General features: G+C 41.7%; 15 protein-coding genes. 4 read left to right on the top strand and 11 right to left on the bottom strand.

The window, feature by feature from the left end; all coding sequences use genetic code 11:
- Nucleotides 1–150: 150 nt before the first annotated feature.
- Entirely contained in the window at nt 151–1863 is a 1713-nt protein-coding gene (gene aspT / locus ACXAGQ_RS26770; protein ID WP_475258062.1) for an aspartate-alanine antiporter, read from the bottom strand.
- A gap of 301 nt (nt 1864–2164) precedes the next feature.
- Between aspT and pdxY the strand changes: the two genes are divergently transcribed.
- From pdxY to ACXAGQ_RS26750, 4 genes are all read left to right on the top strand, one after another.
- A complete protein-coding gene (gene pdxY / locus ACXAGQ_RS26765) occupies nt 2165–3022 on the top strand; it encodes a pyridoxal kinase PdxY (RefSeq protein ID WP_475258061.1) in 858 nt (285 codons plus the stop codon).
- A gap of 172 nt (nt 3023–3194) precedes the next feature.
- Nucleotides 3195–4433: a sodium/glutamate symporter gene (gltS, locus tag ACXAGQ_RS26760; protein WP_475258059.1), complete on the top strand. Its 1239-nt coding sequence runs from the start codon at nt 3195–3197 to the stop codon at nt 4431–4433.
- 32 nt (nt 4434–4465) lie between these two features.
- A complete protein-coding gene (locus tag ACXAGQ_RS26755) occupies nt 4466–4843 on the top strand; it encodes an ATP synthase subunit I (RefSeq protein WP_475258057.1) in 378 nt (125 codons plus the stop codon).
- Nucleotides 4844–4972: 129 nt separating this feature from the next.
- The gene (locus ACXAGQ_RS26750) at nt 4973–5866 is read left to right on the top strand and encodes a LysR family transcriptional regulator (protein WP_475258056.1); all 894 of its coding nucleotides are present in this window, start codon (nt 4973–4975) and stop codon (nt 5864–5866) included.
- 52 nt (nt 5867–5918) lie between these two features.
- On the opposite strand, the gene ACXAGQ_RS26745 is transcribed toward ACXAGQ_RS26750, so the two are convergent.
- The 10 genes from ACXAGQ_RS26745 to ACXAGQ_RS26700 all read right to left on the bottom strand — a co-directional run bounded on the left by ACXAGQ_RS26745 (nt 5919) and on the right by ACXAGQ_RS26700 (nt 14783).
- Nucleotides 5919–7187, bottom strand: a complete 1269-nt coding sequence (locus tag ACXAGQ_RS26745; RefSeq protein WP_475258054.1) for a cation:proton antiporter — start codon at nt 7185–7187, stop codon at nt 5919–5921.
- Nucleotides 7188–7322: 135 nt separating this feature from the next.
- Nucleotides 7323–7631: a hypothetical protein gene (locus tag ACXAGQ_RS26740; RefSeq protein ID WP_475258053.1), complete on the bottom strand. Its 309-nt coding sequence runs from the start codon at nt 7629–7631 to the stop codon at nt 7323–7325.
- Between the two features lie 109 nt (nt 7632–7740).
- Nucleotides 7741–8616: a LysR family transcriptional regulator gene (locus ACXAGQ_RS26735; protein ID WP_475258052.1), complete on the bottom strand. Its 876-nt coding sequence runs from the start codon at nt 8614–8616 to the stop codon at nt 7741–7743.
- A 50-nt stretch (nt 8617–8666) separates the two neighbouring features.
- Nucleotides 8667–9371: a YrhK family protein gene (locus ACXAGQ_RS26730; protein WP_475258051.1), complete on the bottom strand. Its 705-nt coding sequence runs from the start codon at nt 9369–9371 to the stop codon at nt 8667–8669.
- 1 nt (nt 9372) lies between these two features.
- Entirely contained in the window at nt 9373–10116 is a 744-nt protein-coding gene (locus tag ACXAGQ_RS26725; RefSeq protein WP_475258049.1) for a hypothetical protein, read from the bottom strand.
- 90 nt (nt 10117–10206) lie between these two features.
- Nucleotides 10207–10710, bottom strand: a complete 504-nt coding sequence (locus ACXAGQ_RS26720; RefSeq protein ID WP_475258048.1) for a porin family protein — start codon at nt 10708–10710, stop codon at nt 10207–10209.
- Nucleotides 10711–10950: 240 nt separating this feature from the next.
- Nucleotides 10951–12171 (bottom strand): sodium/glutamate symporter, encoded by a 1221-nt coding sequence (gene gltS / locus ACXAGQ_RS26715; protein ID WP_475258046.1) that lies wholly within the window; start codon nt 12169–12171, stop codon nt 10951–10953.
- A gap of 102 nt (nt 12172–12273) precedes the next feature.
- On the bottom strand, nt 12274–13680 hold the full coding sequence (locus ACXAGQ_RS26710; protein WP_475258044.1) for an FUSC family protein: 1407 nt from the start codon (nt 13678–13680) through the stop codon (nt 12274–12276).
- A 2-nt stretch (nt 13681–13682) separates the two neighbouring features.
- Nucleotides 13683–14555, bottom strand: coding sequence for an efflux RND transporter periplasmic adaptor subunit (locus tag ACXAGQ_RS26705; protein ID WP_475258043.1), 873 nt, complete (start codon nt 14553–14555; stop codon nt 13683–13685).
- Between the two features lie 15 nt (nt 14556–14570).
- Nucleotides 14571–14783, bottom strand: coding sequence for a DUF1656 domain-containing protein (locus tag ACXAGQ_RS26700; RefSeq protein WP_475258098.1), 213 nt, complete (start codon nt 14781–14783; stop codon nt 14571–14573).
- Nucleotides 14784–14813: the final 30 nt, after the last annotated feature.

Raw genomic sequence — 14813 nt, 5'->3', positions numbered from 1 at the left:
TAGTTCGAAAGGGCTTAGGTCTGCAAATTTTGAAAAGTCGATAGTTTTGGTTTCAGTCGTCATAATCTTTTTCTCTTTTGAAGAGTGTAATTGGCCGACCCAATTACACCCGTAAGTGTTGAGTTAATGTTTTGTCTGAATGACTAGGGGTTACATACCGGCGTTTTTAGTAATGATGCCGATGATAATTGGGCCCCAGAGTGTCAGTAATACGTTTGCTACCGCATAAGTTACTGTGAAAGTGAATACCGGTGTTGAGTTACCTGCTTTTTCAAGTAGCGCTGCAAAGGCTGGGTTTGCACTGCGTCCACCTGTAACACAGCCAAGCGCTTCAATAGGGTTTCTGATCCTCAACACGTAGTATGAGAAGAAGAAAGAAACAAGTTGTGGAATCATGGTTACCGCGACGCCGAGCAGTAATAGGCTTAATCCATTCTCTTTCACTGCGACAACCGCTTGTGGACCAGCCTCAAGGCCAACGATGCCAACAAATACTGCCAGACCGAAGTCACGGATAAAGTTTGCTGCGCCCATTGGGAACGAAGCCACACGAGGGTTACGGCTACGTAACCAGCCAACCATTAGGCCAGAGATCAAACAGCCAGCACCAGAGCCGATAGTGACCGGAATACCTGCGATCTTAAAGCTGATCATACCGATCAATAGACCCAGTACCATGCCGAGGCCAAAGAATACATAGTCAGTTACAAAGGCAGAGCCAAGGCGTTTGCCGATGTTTTTCTCAACACGGTTAATGTCTTTTGCTGAGCCAGTAAGTTGAATGACATCATTTTTCTTCACGACCAAGTCAGGAGAAATGTCGATGTTATTACCTGCACGCTGGTAACCGGTGATATATACACCACGGGTAATATCGGCATTGGTTTCATTTTTTACTTGTTTCAGTGTCTTGCCAATTAGCTTGGAATCAGTGGCAATAAGCTGTCGATTTTCCTCGATGAGTTCGACGCCTTTAGGCACAGGTACTTCACGGCCAATCTCTTGAGCAAACTCGCGAACTTGGTCACGGCGCCCTGTAACAATAACGACATCACCATTTTGGATTGGCAGGAACTTGTCGATATCTAGGCTTTTGCCGTCACGCTCGATAACTTCGATAGCAATATCAATTAGCTTTTCATTCGCTTGGGCTACCGTTTTACCTTGTAAGCTACTCTTGGCATCAACAAGATAGGCACGGGTCACAAGATCAGTCAGAGCATTGAACTCACCAGGGCCGAGTTCTGGTTTACCGCCTGATACTTTTTCAGCCAGTTTGATGGCTTCACCGCGGATATCCCATTTCATGATGGTTGGAATAATCCAGGTAACCATCAGGATTGGACCCAATGAGCCGAAAATGTAGGTGACAGCGTAGCCGACAGCGACGTTAGTCTGCATCATCTGAATCGCTTCGTCAGTCACACCGGCCAGTTTGGATATAGCATCACCCGCTGTACCAATAATGGCAGACTGGGTTAGGCCACCCGCCGCAAGACCTGCTGCTGTACCGCGATCTAAGTCGAAGATGTAAGCGGCTGCGAGTACACATAATAAGCCCGTCACAGTCATGACAACTGCCGACATGAGAATATTGACTGTTCTGAAGTTCAGGGCGCCGAAAAATTGTGGGCCGCCTTGGAATCCAACGGCGTAAATAAAGAGAGCAAAGAAAATGCTTTTTACGCCAGGGTCAATGTGTACACCAAACTGCCCAATTAATACACCTACTAATAGGGTACCTGCAACACCACCTAGTACGAATCGGCCAATTGTGATTTTTCCGATTAAGTAACCAAAAGCTAATGTTAAAAATAGGGCGATAAATGGTGAGCTACTAATTAAGTTTTGAATAATACTCATCGTTTTTACCAGTTAAATTGTTTCAAGTTAAATATTCAGTGCTATAGAGCTAAGAATTAAAGGAGGAGTGATTTAGACAATGTCCTGTACTCCGGTTCGTGAAAAATAATATCCGTGGTTGTTAAATATCGATAATCACGTTTGATGGATGGCACCCTACAATCATCACTCACATCAATGATGAAGGGTTTAATCATTCAAACCCGATTATTACAATCTTCCTAAGTTAACTAATCTATGCCCACTCAGATGACGGCGTATTTAAAGCGCCTCAAAACTTAACGTATATATAGGTGGTGATATGTCTGGTATTCTTTCTATTCAATCTCATGTTGTGTATGGAAAAGCGGGTAATAGCTCTGCAGTGTTTCCACTTCAACGAATGGGATTTGATGTTTGGCCTATTCATACCGTGCAATTTTCTAACCATACCCAATATAAAGAAGGCTGGACGGGAAGAGCGTTTGACGCCCAGGATATTACCCAATTGGTTGATGGAATAGAAAACATCGACAAACTACAGCAGTGTCAGGCGGTGCTTTCAGGCTACCAGGGAAGCTCTGAGCAATGTATGGCTGTGATTGAAGCGGTACACAGGGTTAAGCGTCACAATCCCAACGCCATCTATGTTTGCGATCCTGTTATGGGTGATCCGGCTAAAGGGTGTATTGTCGCCCCTGGTGTTGCAGAGGCACTGATTAATGATGTTATGCCGATTGCTGATGTCATCGTGCCTAATCAATATGAGTTGGCACAATTTGTTGGTTTCGATTTCAACACAATTGAAGATGCAATTCGAGCTTGTCAGTTGGCACTTGAGAAAGGGCCAAAAGTTGTCTTGGTTAAGCATTTGCACAGCGGTTCAAAAGATATGTTCACTATGATAATGGCTACCGAGGAAGGGGTATGGTTGGCAGAAAGGCCATATCTGCCATTTACCAAGCAACCGGTAGGTGTCGGAGACCTGATTTCATCACTATTTACGGGTAGTTATCTATCTAGCAATGATGCACAAACAGCATTTGAACAATGTAACAATGCCAGCTATTCAGTGTTAGAAAAAACGCATCAGCGTAATGAATGGGAATTGCAAACCATCGCCGCACAAGATGGCATTATCAACCCAAGCAAGACATTTAAAACCAAGAAAATTGCGTGATTTAATTAAATGAAAATTATGAAAATGATAGATTCCTTATCAAAACAAACCGTGTCAGTTGTCATTTTATCATTAATGATGTTTTTTTTATCGAGCATAAAACCTTTTCAAATTATCACGGGCTTTCAATTAATGAAAGTTTTCATGTGATTGGGTAATAGGCTAATGTAATATGGAATCAATTATTTCTATCGGTGTGCTTGAATCTTTTCTAATCGCAATTTGCGTACTGATATTGGGTTTGGCTATAAATAAACATGTGGCGATGTTTCGTCGTTTTAGCATTCCAGAACCAATAATAGGTGGCTTAGTTGTTGCTAGCATTATCACTTGCTTGCATTTCCAAGGGGTTCAAATCGACTTTGAACTCCCATTGCAAAATACCTTGATGTTGATGTTCTTCAGTACTGTTGGCCTGGCGGCGAGCTTCAAACAACTCGCGAAAGGAGGCGTGAGTGTGTTTTTATTCTTGGCTGTCGCCTCTGTCTATATTGTTGTGCAAAATGGTGTTGGCGTCGGCTTGGCTTCAATGTTGGGTTTAGAGCCTTTAATGGGGCTGATCGCAGGCTCAATAACACTATCCGGTGGTCATGGGACAGGTGCTGCATGGGCACAGACGTTTGCTGACAATTTTGGTATTGAGCATACGTTGGAAATTGCCATGGCCGCGGCAACGTTCGGACTGGTGATGGGAGGGGTAATCGGCAGCCCTGTAGGTAAGCGTTTGATCCAAAGAAACCACTTAATCTGTGAAGACGCAGGGCAACAAGACAGGGAGCAAAGTGGCAATGGACAGCCGTCAGACATCATCACATACATGGATACCAAGTTAGAACGTGTCACCGCGCAGAAGGTGATCATGAACCTGTTTATGATAATGCTTTGTGTCACAGGGGCAAAATACCTTCACCAATACGTTAGTGATTTGGCTATTGATTGGCTGATGATCCCAGATTTTGTTTATGCCCTGTTTATTGGTGTTGTGATCACAAATACCTTAGATAGGATTGAAGCCAACCATCTAGATACTGAAACCACCGACATTATTGGAACCGTGTCGCTGTATTTATTCCTTTCTATGGCGTTGATGAATCTGAAACTTTGGAATATTTTTGATTTGGCGATTCCATTTTTGATCATTCTTATCGCTCAAACAGTGGTCTTAGCGGTGTTTACCTATGTCGTCACCTTCAAAGTGATGGGGAAAAACTATGATGCCGCGGTTATTTCGGCGGGTCATTGTGGCTTTGGGCTGGGTGCAACACCAACAGCAGTAATGAATATGGGCACACTGGTTAATCAATACGGACCATCGCCCCAGGCCTTTGTTGTGATCCCCATTGTCGGGGCGTTTTTCATCGATATGGTAAACCTCGTTATTTTGCAGGGCTTTATCAGTTTCATTCGCTAGAAGGCACCAAGAAGGAATGGGGAGGTATACCTATGATTGATTTCACAAATGATGATATCCAGCAATATGCAAAAGGCGTGTTTCTAGCTCAGACTATTGTTGGCTTAGGTGTTGTATTTATAAGTCTTGTTTTAGGAAGCGATATTCATATTAAATCAGTACTGCTAGGTGTCATCTTGTCTATCTTGCCAGTTCAACTTGGTATGCAAATGGCAAGCTACATGGCTAAACAGTTAGGTGATTTTACACCTAGCTCTTTAACGAGAACTAATACCATCACTAAGTGGGTATACACCGCGCTTTTACTGGCATCAATTATCCATTTTTCATCCGTTGACTTAGCCGAGTTATTTTTAGCCTATATTTTGACCACTACAGCCCCGATAATAACTGCTAGGCTTAACTTGTAAACGCAAAGAATACACGCTGTTTATACGCTCAGAGTTGGAAACAACTCTGGGCGTTTTCATATCTGGTGATAAAGCGAATACGAAAATTGGTGCTACTGTTATAAAGTGATTTGAAAAGGGAAAGCAGTAGTGACCTTTAGCATTGAACAACTTACAACTTTTGTGGCGGTTTTTGAAACGAAATCGTTCAGTAAAGCAGCCACTCAGCTGGGAAAACATAGAACAACGACAAGCCAGGTTATTGGTAACTTGGAAGATGATTTGGCTGTTAGCCTCTTTGAGCGCGTTGGCCGCAGTGTTGAGGCTACAGATGCAGGTAAAATGCTATATCATTACGCCAAATTAGTGGTAGAGCAAGCATCGGCATTGAACAAAGTCGCGATGAGTTTGTCCTCCGGTCATTTGCAAGAAATCAGCATCGCTTATACTAGTTTCATACCTAATAATGTGCTTGTTGCAGTACGTGATGTGCTATCAGAACAGTACCCGTTGCTTAAAGTCAATTTTTTTATCCGGGCAAGAGAAGAGATCAGGGAAGGCATAGAGAACGGAAGCTTCCATATTGGATTCGTTAATGTTGATGCCCGTAGTGTTGTTACGAACATGGACGCTACATTTTTAAGAAATATCAGTTTTTCTATATATTGCTCTAAATATAGTGATTTGGCTGATACCTCATCAGACTTGATATTTGCCAAGTTGAAAACATCACGTCAATTAGTTCTTAAATCTTTGATTGAAGATGACATGGCGCAGAAAATCATTTTATCAGCGAATTATGATTTGGTGGACAGCCTAGCGCTGATGGTGAAACTCGTTAAGGAAGGTATTGGCTGGGGGATATTACCTAGAGTGTCGGTGATAGAGAGCTCGGTTGATGGCTTGAAAGAGCTTAAGTTTGATGAGTTCAAAGATGATATTGTGGTTCCCGTTGCAATGTGGTGCACTTACTCTGATGAAATTACAGATATTAAAGAGTCCATTCAAACGGCAATTGCTGACTTTGTAAAAATGTACCAATGAGGGATATAAGATAGCCTATAGTGGTGGCTTTAGGTTAAGTCACCACTATAGGCTATCTGCTGTTGTTTGCTTTGCGTATCAAGGCCGGGATAGTTGTTCCTTGTATAAGTATTGAAAAAATGACAACAGCATAAGTCATCGCAAGCAGAGTATCTTTTAGGTTGAGTACTTTACTTGTATCGAGCCAGATGTTGCTGGGTATCGACAGTGCCATCGCAATAGCGAGTCCTCCTCTAAGACCTCCCCAAGTAATAATGCCAACGGAATATAGATTATATTGCCTGAACTTTGAAAAAATCTGATAGGAGAAGGAAACACAGAGGTATCTTGCGAGTAAGGTTGTGGGTATTGCCAATAAAACCATAACCCCGTTTTGAACGTTGAAGTGAATCGTCAATAGACTAAATCCGACTAAGCTAAACAAGATGCCGTTAAGGCCACTATCAATGATTTCCCATACCTGGCTTAAAGACACGCTCTCTTCCTCCGTAAAACTTCGCTTTCTCGTCCAGTTACCTATCATTATCCCTGCAACAACGATTGCCAGAGAGGCCGAAACGCCTACCCATTCTGCAGCGGAGTAACCACCAGTAGCAATAAATACGGTTAGGATGATTTTGAGCTGCGTGTTAGTGGTGTTTTTTAGTATGAAATGGAAGAAAAAGCCAAACCCTGCTCCCATTAAGAGTCCACCAATCACTTCTTTTAGGAACAAGTGAGAGGCGCTACCTAGGCTAATGGCATGATCACTGAAGGCGATGGTGAACAATGTGCTAAACAACACCAGTCCGATACCATCATTAAATAAGGACTCCCCCTCTACCTGTGTCGTGATGCTTTCCGGTGCCCCTAACTTTTTAACAATGGCAAGAACGGCGATAGGATCCGTTGGTGAAATAAGTGCACCAAAAAGTAGGCAATGAATAAGAGCTAAGGGAAAGTGGAACAATTGGCTTAGAGAATAGAGGCCTCCGCCGATAAATAGGGTGGAAAGTAGTGTACCGACTACGGCGAGTGTCAATACTTCCCACTTTTGGGCTGTAAGCCGCTTAATATTCACACTTAGTGCGCCAGCAAACAATAGTAAACCAAGGATGCCGTGTAGGAGAAAATGCTCAAAGTTTATTGTCTCAATGGCTTGAGTAAAATGAGTTGAAAAAGTGGACCATTGAGTAACGCTAAGTAATTTCGCCAGCACTGAAAAACAAAACGAACCAAACGTGATTGCGATAGTAGTTTGGCTGCGTGTGAGTTTATTATTGATTGCTGTAATGCAAAGCGAAATAAAGAATAAAAAACAAAAAATATGATATTCAGACATAAGAAAAAAGCTATATTAGCAGAGAAGGTAATAAAAAGATTTTGTACTGTTGTGATGTGTTTTGCTGCGGAGTACACTGGCCTTTTACCATTCAACGAAAAGTCAAATGGCTAAAAGGCCCTGTATGTTTTTTGGCTACTTTTCTTCTTTGATATAGTGTTTCTTTGAAACCGTTTGTCCTTTCATATCGACGGCTGTAAAGTCCACACTGCCAGAATGAAGCGCATTGATGAAGATATATGTTTTACCCTCTTCATCAGTAATGAACTCATTCTCACCAGTATAATCCGTTGTAATGGTCGCATTAGCAACAGGTTGCCCATTATCAGTCACCTTTACCCAGGTTGCATCTTGCTCTGTTGCAAAATGTAAGTCTAACGAGGCGAAAGCTGACGTGCTTGCAACGAGTAGTGCTGGAATAATAAACGTAGATAGTTTTTTCATGTTTAATCTCTTAACGCTGTATTTCATTAAATCGAAGGAGTATCCCTTGGCTTGATATAAATATTACCAATGCGAAGAAATACCGGTTAATCGTGTTTGTAGGATGAAGTCATTCAATCAACTCTATTAGCGAGCGTTTGATATTGATGATTTGCTTTGAGTGGGGACAGATAAGTACAAGTGGCACTTGTGGCTCGAGTTTTATCTCATCCATAACCAACTCAACGAAACATTCGGTGGTGTAGGCAGACTCCATGACTGCTTGAGGGAGAAACGCCCAACCTAAGCCTTCACGGATGAATTTGATGATTAATGATAATTGCTCAATCACTTCGTAATCAGGCGAAAAAATAGTGCTGTTACCAAGTCCTTCATCGAGCAGTGATTTCAAGACAAACTGGCGACTGGTTTTCAGTTCACTGAGCACTTTTTCTTTTGGTAACTTGGCCAGGTAGCTATCTTTATGGACAAATGCCTTAAACCTTGCGTACGTTAAAAAGGTATAGTCTAGGCTGTCTATGGCCTGAGAGTTCTTGCCCAGGGTCAAGCCGATATGGATGGTACCATCATGCAGTGCTTGTACAACTTCGTGTTTGTTCATCACCATAAAATTGACTTTCATCGTGGGAAAATCGGAAAGTAATTTAGCTCTGACTTTTGCCAAAGCGGGATGCGGTATAAAACTGGTGTAGCCGATAGTAATGTTTTCAAGTCCACCGTATGCAAGGCTTAGAGCGACTTTATCGAACGTTTTGGCTTGTTCAACGGCTTGCTTCGCATATAGGTAGAGTAAGTTACCGTCTTCAGTTGGTATTACTGAGCGACCCGCTCGTTCAAAGAGGGATATTGCGATCTGATCCTCCAGGTTAGTGATCACCTGTCCGATGGTCGTTCTATGTTTGTTCAGGGATACTGCCGCTTTGCTAAATGATTGGTGTTCACAAACGGAGACGAAAGCTTGCAGTTGTTCAAAACTAAAATTCATTGGGCGAATGTCCAAATAAAGGAATGTTGTGCTGGTTTAAGGTTTTTCCTTCACCTCGATATAGCATCCTGTATTAAAAGATATGAGCGAAAATAATTGAATATACCCCCGAGAAAAAACAAGCAACTCCCTAGCATGTATTGCCAGGCAAGGAAGTTGAATACTGTCAGTTGATCCACAGTAGACTCAAAGCGCCATAAATAGGGGACTGACGCTAAAGCAAACAGCAAGGAGCCGATAACAAAGCAAATTGCCGTGAGGTTCATGAGTTGTAACTGTTGTATAGAGCTCTCCTTAATAATGAGTAATACATTTGACAGTGCGCCTAACACAAACAACATACTGCCACAGATGAAAAGCCAAGTGCCGGTAAAGGAGAAGCCCATAGTTGAAAATGAGCATAAACGGCCACACACGAAACAAAGTGTGCCGAGTAAGTAACTGAACCCTGCAAAGTACTCCAACTTTAACTGTAGACTATGGGTTGGCTGTGACTTCCAGTACCGTCGGATTTCATATAGGTCATGTACATTGACAATCAAGTACAGTAGTGAAGCGACGAGGAAAATGGCGCCTCCTGTACTTGCATGCTCAGATCGAGCCGGAAATAAGAAAAAACTACCGATAACAAAGAGCAGGCCGCCAATTTTATACGTGATAGCATTAATCGTTTCCCAGCGGAACTGATTTTTCAACTCTTCTTTATTTGCTGTTAAATCTTGTATTCTATATCGATTGGAAAGAATATGTGCCATATCATTTACTTTTAATAAATGATTTTAAAATAGGTATATTATGGTTTTTGTAATTGTTGTTGGTGTTGAAATATCGTAATTCATCAACCTCTATCTCATGTTCGTGTAGAAGGCTATATTCAAATTGGAACTCTTGGCTCATGCTTTCGACAACATCGTTAATATCTTCTGCTATCTCAATAATATTATTATGATAAATAACGCTGACCACGGCATGTTTATCGATAATCACTTTGCTATTGTCCATCTTTACATCACTATTGTGCTCGGTTTGAATAGTAACATCTGCGGTTGTATGTTTGGTTATGAGTGTAGAGAGTCGGCACTCTAGCGCGGTACAAATATCATTAGAATCAAAAGGTGTCTCAACATAATCAATTTTGATGACTGAGCTTGAAACCCTGATATCTAACAATGATGCTTCAAACAAACTATGTAATTCGCAGTATAAAGAGGGTGTCGTGATACCATTGAAATTGACATTATAATCTTTAATCATTGAATATTGATGATTAAAAATAGGGTCGTTAAGCATTTCAAAATCATTTTTATATTCAATTTTATTTTTATGGGAGCACTTGAGGGCGTCAATGCTTAAGTCTGTCATGAAGTAGCTTAGCAAGTTGTCGGTATAACTTTTTTCATACTCAAAACCTTCACTTTCTACATGTTGGTGAAAGACGGAAGAGAGGTTGTTATAGCCTTCTGCATCAAGATGATATTCAAATGGATAAATAGAGTTCATTTTATCTACCTTTATGTTTATGCCATCATCATTTGGTCTTATGAATATAAAAAGAGGGAAGCATTGCTTCCCCCCCATTTATCATTCTGTTTAGAAGTGATAGTCAACAGAGAGAACGACTTGCTGGGAGTTATCGACCTTCGTGTCGTTTTTGTCGTAGTCTTGGTCTAGGTAGCGGTAAGTTAGATCAGTTGACCAGTTCTCATTGATTTTATACATCGCGCCCACCTGGCCACCGTAAACAAAGTCGGTAGAGCTACGATGATTGATATGGCTGTTGGCAACTCCTGCTGAAACACCGGCAAAGACATTGATATCTTTATGTACAGGGACCAAGTAGTCATAAGAAGCAAGTAAAGTGTTTTGTTTTGACTTGTCCATGTAGCTGTATGTACCCATTACACGGTGATGTTCATTGATAATTGCACCACCACGCAGTTGAGTCGTCACATCTTCACCATTTTGGTCATGTGATATATGGTCGTTCTGGTAGCCGACACCCACACCGATGAAGTAATCAGTGTCAGCAGCAAGTGCTGGTGTTGCAGCCAGAACGGTAAGGGCAAGCGTTGATGCTACAGTAAGCTTTTTCATTTTTTATCTCCGGTATATTTCAGTGTGTATATTGAGCTAATGTTTGAAGCATTTATTAAAGTGAATGACTGCGCTTCGTTGAAATCTATAATATGTTGATTTGAAAGTTTGAGTTAATCGCTTATGAAGGACGGTATCCACATTAACTTTAAAAAAACGGTTAACTTATTTTTATAGATAACAACATATAAATAAAAAGAGGCCGTTAACAACGGCCTCTTTGAAATTGTTTAATTGGGTTTACATACCGACAAAGAATCCGATAATTAAGGCATTAATGATGTCAATGAAGAACCCGCATACGAGTGGCACGACGATAAATGCTTGTGGGCTGGAACCATACTTTCCTGTTACAGCGGTCATATTGACTATCGCTGTTGCTGTAGAGCCCAGAGTGATGCCACCGAAGCCAGAACAAATGACAACGGAATCGTAGTTTCGTCCCATCAGGTAGTAAACAGCTGTGACGGTGAATGCTATCGATAGCAAGATCTGTGCGGACATAATCACCGAGATATAGCCAAATAGCCCTTCCAAGTCCCAAAGCTTCAGACCCATCAGCGCCATGGTTAAAAACATACCGAGGCAGATGTCAGAAATCATGGCTAACCCTTTCTGACCTTGGGCAATCTTGGCCTGGGTTTTATTTTTAGTAAACAATACGCGACCGATGTTTCCTACGATGATCCCTGCCAGCAGACAGCTTACGAATAAAGGAAGGTTAGCCCCGCTCGCCTTGATAAGTTTGTCGATACTGTAGCCAATGGTGATCGTGACATTCAACCATGCCCAAGCCCACAATACGGCATAGTGGCTAAGCTCTACTTTTTGTGCTTCTTTCAGCTGTGAGCCTATCGTTAGATCTTTATCTTTTGATGGCGCAAGCTTATGTTTTTTTAATAAGTAATTAGCTATCGGGCCGCCAATGACACAAGCTGTAATCAAGCCTACGGTATTTGAGGCGACACCCAACTCCATAGCGTTACTAATGCCAAGATCTTTGATGAAAGTCGGCGCCCAGGCCAGTGTTGTACCTATACCGCCCACCAAGCTAACTGAGCCAGATAGTAGGCCTGCTTTAGGGTCTAGACCGAACAGAGATGCAACACTCATTCCGACAACATTTTGTAGAAAGATGAAAGTGGCGGCTAGAATAAGCAAGAAAAATAGTGGTTTGCCACCTTTCAATAATGTGTTGATTTTTGCTTGTAGACCAATACCCGCAAAGAAGTAGAGTAGTAAAAAATCCCGGATCTCAAGCGAAAACGACACTTCGATGCCGGCTAGGTAATAGAGTAGGGCAATCGAGGTTGCGCATACAAAACCACCAATCACAGGTTCAGGGAAAGAGTATCTTTGCAATATTTCAAACCGTTCAATCAGACCCTTACCAATAAACAAAAGTAAGATCGCAAACGTGAACGACATTAATGTCGAAATTTCATAGGTGATAATATTCATAGTTAATGCTGCTATATAGAGTTTTGGCGAGTGCACCAAAATATTATGTTTAGTAAATGAGCGAAGTTGAAAGTCAGTATTTTCAATTTCATCTAAAGATATTTATGCTGTTTCTAGTTTTAATGCTGTGCTAATCTCTTCCGTTAGCAAGGTATAGAAACGAACAATAGCTAAAATGATAAATATAAACATCAGAGTATTGAGCGACTGAGTAATGGTGTACACAGGTGTTAAATACATAGCCGACATCGTCATCATCACTAACAAATTTCCGCCTAAGACTCTTAATACGCCAAGCTGTGGGCTGGAAAATAACTTCCAAATTAAAAATATATTAATGAAGTAAAACGCAGCAAGTTCATATATCTCTGTAAAAGCTGGCATCAAGAAGATGAACTCAAGTAAAATCACTGCACTAAAACAGGAAATACCAATTAATGTATATTTAAAATACATAGATGGTACATCATATAATGCGTTGATTAGGCTTGATGCAATCACCGGAAATAATATGCCTGCTGGTGTTGGCAAGTAAATCCACATCGCATAGCTTGTCATCAATGCAGCTTGTGCCCGCAAAACATACATCAAACGCTTTTTGTAATCATGACATAAAGAGCGCTTTACCTTGGCAAAGAACGTTGTCCTTATCGAAACTGGTTCCATTTCTGAAACGGCTTCTGCCTCTCTGATATATCTCATATCATTGGACAGCATGCAGTGCCTTAATGCTTTAAGTATCCCATAGTGCTGCTTGAGTTTGTTGGCTTCTTCCTTTGCAGTGAGAAGAGGCTGGAGCCCGATGTTATTGGTTAGGTAAGCAACAGACTTACGCCATATCTTCCCTTCAGAGTAAATCCGAGGGCTGTCATTGATTGCTTGGATCACCTGCTGTTTTAGGTTTTCGTTACGAGAAGCATCACAATCAGATGGTACAAATGACTGACCCAAGTACAGTGCAGCCAAATGCGATCGTGTTTGCTTTATCTGAGATTCAATTTCTTGCGATAGCTGGCTTATCAATAACGTCTCTGTATTCTTTGGCCAGAACACTTGGAATACGACTGAATAGACCAATACTCCGAGTACTGTTTCTTGAATCCTCAATACCGCAAAGTCAAATGTTGCTGTATTGTTGAACTGTCCCATTGCAGCAATGATAACGCCGACGGTGAAGGCCATTTTGAATGCGTAGCCATAGCGTTCACAGCCAGACATATAAACACAAAAGGCAGAGAATCCAAGTAAGGATAGAATAAAGAGCTCTCTATCCTGGGCAAGGAAATGTACTGTCAATACTGCGTAGACAATCCCTAATATTGTTCCTAATAGCCTATTCCTGCCATGTTTTATTGCCGTGTTGTAGTTGTCATTAGCGGCGACGACAACAACGGTTATTGCCGCCCAATAGGGTTTTTCCCATCCAAAGGCAATGGCGAATACAATGGATAAAGTAAACGCAATTGCGACTTTTATCGCTTCTTTAGATGCAGCATTGAGGTTGAACATGGCTACTCTCTCTTGTCACCGACTATTTTTACTGATGCCGTTGTGCCAACACGTAATTGAATATCGCTGTCTGGAATTTCAAAATGAAACTTCACCGGAATGCGTTGGGCAAGACGAATCCACTCGAAGTTAGGGTTCACAGTAGGTAGCAATGCATTGCCGGTGCTACCGTCTTGCTGAGAAATGCCATACCCAATGCTGGAGATCTTTGCTTCAAAAGGCTGGTCTGGATGCATCATCAGAGTGATCAATCCCGTGTCTCCTTGATTGACATTTCGTAGATCAGTTTCTTTAAAGAAACCTTCAACCCAGAAACTATGTTTGTCGATTAGCGCGACCGAAGGCTGGTTAGCGACGACTTGTGTACCCTCGCGTAGATTAAGGTTGGTGATATAACCATCGGTCGGTGCAATGACCTTTGTAAACCCCAGGTTCAGCTTGGCTTCATTCACCACAGCTTGCGCTGCCGCAAGGTTTGCTTGTGCTGTTGTAACAGCAATATGCAGGTTGTTGAGGTTCAAAATGGGTACAGAACCAGGCTGCCGGCGTGATAGGGCCAGAGAGCGGCTCTCTTCATTTTTGGCTTTTTTCAGCTGTGCCATGGCTTGTTGCTCTTTGGCTTTTGCTTGCTCTAAATCTGCTTGATAGATGCTTGGGTCAATTTCAAAAAGAAGGTCGCCCTTTTGAACTTCACTGTCATCGCTAACAGCCAGATTGATAATCGGGCCCGTTACACGTGGTGTAATTTGAATAACATGCGCCCGTACCTGAGCATCTCGAGTCCAAGGGTATTGGTCTACTTGGTCCATTTTGTTAATTAAGATGTGCCCCGCAAACGCAATTAAGGGGATCGTTAATAATAGTTTTTTAAACATAATAAGACCTGACTGTTATACGATTGCGATGAAATTGCTGAATAACTCAACGAAAATAACCATGAGGGAAAACTCAGCAATAGCTGGCGAGTAAATATATTTGTGCCAACCAAGCTTTCCGAAGAATTGTGATACGCCTATTGCCATTAAATATGCCAGTGTCATGACAACAAGTAATGGAGGTAAGTAGATTTCACCAAACGATATTTCATGAGGTATTGATAGCATCATCTTAATTCTTCTTTGCAGTGAAGTTAT

Source organism: Photobacterium sp. ABD4_091 (assembly GCF_056160145.1).
Note: the sequence above shows the minus strand (reverse complement) of the source record. Positions and strands in the feature narration are given on the sequence as shown.

What these genes read in the sequence shown, in the direction of transcription:
- gltS (WP_475258046.1), bottom strand. Translation starts at nt 12,171, where the DNA reads ATGAATATTATCACCTATGAAATTTCGACATTAATGTCGTTCACGTTT.
- aspT (WP_475258062.1), bottom strand. Translation starts at nt 1,863, where the DNA reads ATGAGTATTATTCAAAACTTAATTAGTAGCTCACCATTTATCGCCCTA.
- gltS (WP_475258059.1), top strand. Translation starts at nt 3,195, where the DNA reads ATGGAATCAATTATTTCTATCGGTGTGCTTGAATCTTTTCTAATCGCA.
- ACXAGQ_RS26735 (WP_475258052.1), bottom strand. Translation starts at nt 8,616, where the DNA reads ATGAATTTTAGTTTTGAACAACTGCAAGCTTTCGTCTCCGTTTGTGAA.
- pdxY (WP_475258061.1), top strand. Translation starts at nt 2,165, where the DNA reads ATGTCTGGTATTCTTTCTATTCAATCTCATGTTGTGTATGGAAAAGCG.
- ACXAGQ_RS26720 (WP_475258048.1), bottom strand. Translation starts at nt 10,710, where the DNA reads ATGAAAAAGCTTACTGTAGCATCAACGCTTGCCCTTACCGTTCTGGCT.
- ACXAGQ_RS26755 (WP_475258057.1), top strand. Translation starts at nt 4,466, where the DNA reads ATGATTGATTTCACAAATGATGATATCCAGCAATATGCAAAAGGCGTG.
- ACXAGQ_RS26740 (WP_475258053.1), bottom strand. Translation starts at nt 7,631, where the DNA reads ATGAAAAAACTATCTACGTTTATTATTCCAGCACTACTCGTTGCAAGC.
- ACXAGQ_RS26710 (WP_475258044.1), bottom strand. Translation starts at nt 13,680, where the DNA reads ATGTTCAACCTCAATGCTGCATCTAAAGAAGCGATAAAAGTCGCAATT.
- ACXAGQ_RS26725 (WP_475258049.1), bottom strand. Translation starts at nt 10,116, where the DNA reads ATGAACTCTATTTATCCATTTGAATATCATCTTGATGCAGAAGGCTAT.
- ACXAGQ_RS26705 (WP_475258043.1), bottom strand. Translation starts at nt 14,555, where the DNA reads ATGTTTAAAAAACTATTATTAACGATCCCCTTAATTGCGTTTGCGGGG.
- ACXAGQ_RS26745 (WP_475258054.1), bottom strand. Translation starts at nt 7,187, where the DNA reads ATGTCTGAATATCATATTTTTTGTTTTTTATTCTTTATTTCGCTTTGC.
- ACXAGQ_RS26730 (WP_475258051.1), bottom strand. Translation starts at nt 9,371, where the DNA reads ATGGCACATATTCTTTCCAATCGATATAGAATACAAGATTTAACAGCA.
- ACXAGQ_RS26700 (WP_475258098.1), bottom strand. Translation starts at nt 14,783, where the DNA reads ATGCTATCAATACCTCATGAAATATCGTTTGGTGAAATCTACTTACCT.